The 568-nt window shown below is 49.5% G+C and carries 1 protein-coding gene; it reads right to left on the reverse strand.

Annotation, left to right across the window (positions count from 1 at the left end; genetic code table 11):
- Nucleotides 1–541: alpha/beta hydrolase (locus R7Q48_RS29675; protein ID WP_318133957.1), on the reverse strand; the 541-nt coding region annotated here is incomplete at its 3' end.
- Nucleotides 542–568: the final 27 nt, after the last annotated feature.

Genomic DNA, 568 nt, shown 5'->3' on the forward strand with positions numbered 1-568 from the left:
CGTAATTCAACACTGGCGCAATCAATAGCAGTGGCTTGTTTTCCAACTTATGATGACGGCACTCAAGTGCAGACGCCGTTCCCATACTATGTCCAACCAATCCGGCGACGCCTTCTTCTACCGAGTCGAGAACCTCTTCCAAACCACGCACAAAGCCCGGAATATGGCCATATTGACCATCACTTTCACCATGTGCTGGATGATCGTAAGCCAACGCTGTAAATCCACAAGCCGCGATATGTTCCATCAACGGATAAAACTGGCTCGCCGTGCCCGACCAACCATGAGTCAGAACCCACACAGGCCCCTGACCCAACGAATACGTTTTGATAGCCCCAGTGTGCCCTTGGATTTCTGCTTTAACTAATCCTTGTGGCTCCGCATTTTTTGGTTGCGTACGCGCTGGAGTAAGCAGCAGTTTTCGCGCCGTTTTCTTCGCATGCGATGGGGCTAATGTGTGGTGCAAGCGGGTACTGATGTTGACGAGACTGCGCTTCACACTAAAACGCTGCGAGGTATTAAAATAGATTTTCTCACTCATGATCTTTTCCTTAGTTATCAGCACACT

It is taken from the genome of Vibrio sp. 378 (genome assembly GCF_033339435.1).